The organism is Intestinimonas timonensis (genome assembly GCF_900626145.1).
In the GTDB taxonomy this organism is placed as follows: Bacteria; Bacillota; Clostridia; order Oscillospirales; family Oscillospiraceae; genus Intestinimonas; species Intestinimonas aquisgranensis.
Genome location: NZ_LR130818.1, coordinates 1 through 1,451, shown reverse-complemented (window position 1 = coordinate 1,451; position 1,451 = coordinate 1). Strand labels below are relative to the sequence as shown.

Sequence of the window (1,451 nt, the reverse complement as noted above, 5' to 3'; positions counted from 1 at the left end):
TTGAGCGTCCAGAGTGGCGTATCTGCTGTCGGACAGCTTGCCTAAAATGTTGTCCTCATAGATTTTGCAGAGCAGGACTTCCAGCTCGGAAACTCTCTGCTTTGCTGTGGCAAGGCGTGTCCGCTGTTTCCTGACCTCTGCCGTCTGCTGGCTGGACTGCGCTTCCTGCACCACTCGGACAAACTCGGCTCTGTCATGCTTCGCATACTCGGCAATAGCTTTGAGCATTTCGGAAACAAGGGACAGTACCACATCTTCATTGATACGGTGCTGTGTCGTGCAGAGCTTTCCAACTGGGACTTTGCTGTATTGGGAACAGGTATATTGAGAAATACGCTTGCCGTTGTTGGTACGGTGGACATACATCTTGCCGCCGCAATCGGCACAATAAAGCAAGCCTGTGAGGGGAGCTGCTTCGCCCCAGCCGTCCGGGTAGCGTCTGACATTCCCACGGATTTTCTGCACAAGGTCAAAGGTCTGCTGGTCAATGATAGCTTCATGGGTATTCTCGAAAATTGTCCATTCGTCCTCCGGGACATAATGGCTTTTCTTGTCCTTGAAGTGCTTTCGGGTCTTGAAGTTGATGGTGTGTCCCAGATATTCACGCTTTTCAAGAATGTTGCAGATGGTGGAAGAACCCCAGCCGTACACATCTTTGAAGGTCTTATTTTTGTTCACGCCCTCGCCGTGCTGGGCAAGGTAAGCGGACGGAATGAGGACTTTTTCTTCTTTCAGCTTGCTGGCGATCTGATACGGACCGTAGCCCTCAATCGTCATGGCAAAGATGCGCTTGACCACCTCGGCGGCTTCGGGGTCAACCAACCATTGGTCTCTTGCTTCGTTCCAGAGATAGCCGTAAATAACCGTGCCTGTGAGGTGCTTGCCGGACTTGCCTTTGGACTGGAAAGTGGAACGGATTTTACGGCTGGTGTCTCTGGCGTAATACTCGTTCATAATGTTGCGGAAAGGGGTAAAATCATCGTCCCCTCTGGCACTGTCCACGCCGTCATTGATGGCGATAAGGCGAACGCCACGCTGACGCAGGATTTCCATAATCTGACCGACTTTCAGATAGTCACGACCCATGCGGCTCATGTCCTTGATACACAGATACTCCACATTCCCGGCTTCAACCTCTTTCATCATTGCCAAAAATCCGGGACGGTCAAAGCAAGTACCACTAATGCCATCGTCCGTGAAATGGACAATGTTCGTAAACCCCTGCCGTGCGGCGAACTCCTCCAACATTGCCTTTTGATTGGATATGGAGTTGCTCTCACGCTGTTGGTCATCATCTTTGCCAAAGTCATCACGGCTCAGTCGTTCGTACAGAGCTGTGATTTTCTCGTTTTTTCTCATAACTTGCGCTCCTTTCTTCGGTTTTAGGTTATGTGTTCTAAGAGACTTCCTAACCGCTTGATTAAGAAGTCTTTTAGAGCATACAACACCAG

At 50.2% G+C, this 1,451-nt stretch carries 1 protein-coding gene; it reads right to left on the bottom strand.

Going from position 1 to position 1,451, the window contains the following annotated elements; all coding sequences use genetic code 11:
• A partial coding sequence (locus E0E29_RS16860; RefSeq protein WP_341273122.1) for a recombinase family protein occupies nt 1-1,359 on the bottom strand: 1,359 nt, incomplete at its 3' end.
• Nucleotides 1,360-1,451 lie beyond the last annotated feature (92 nt).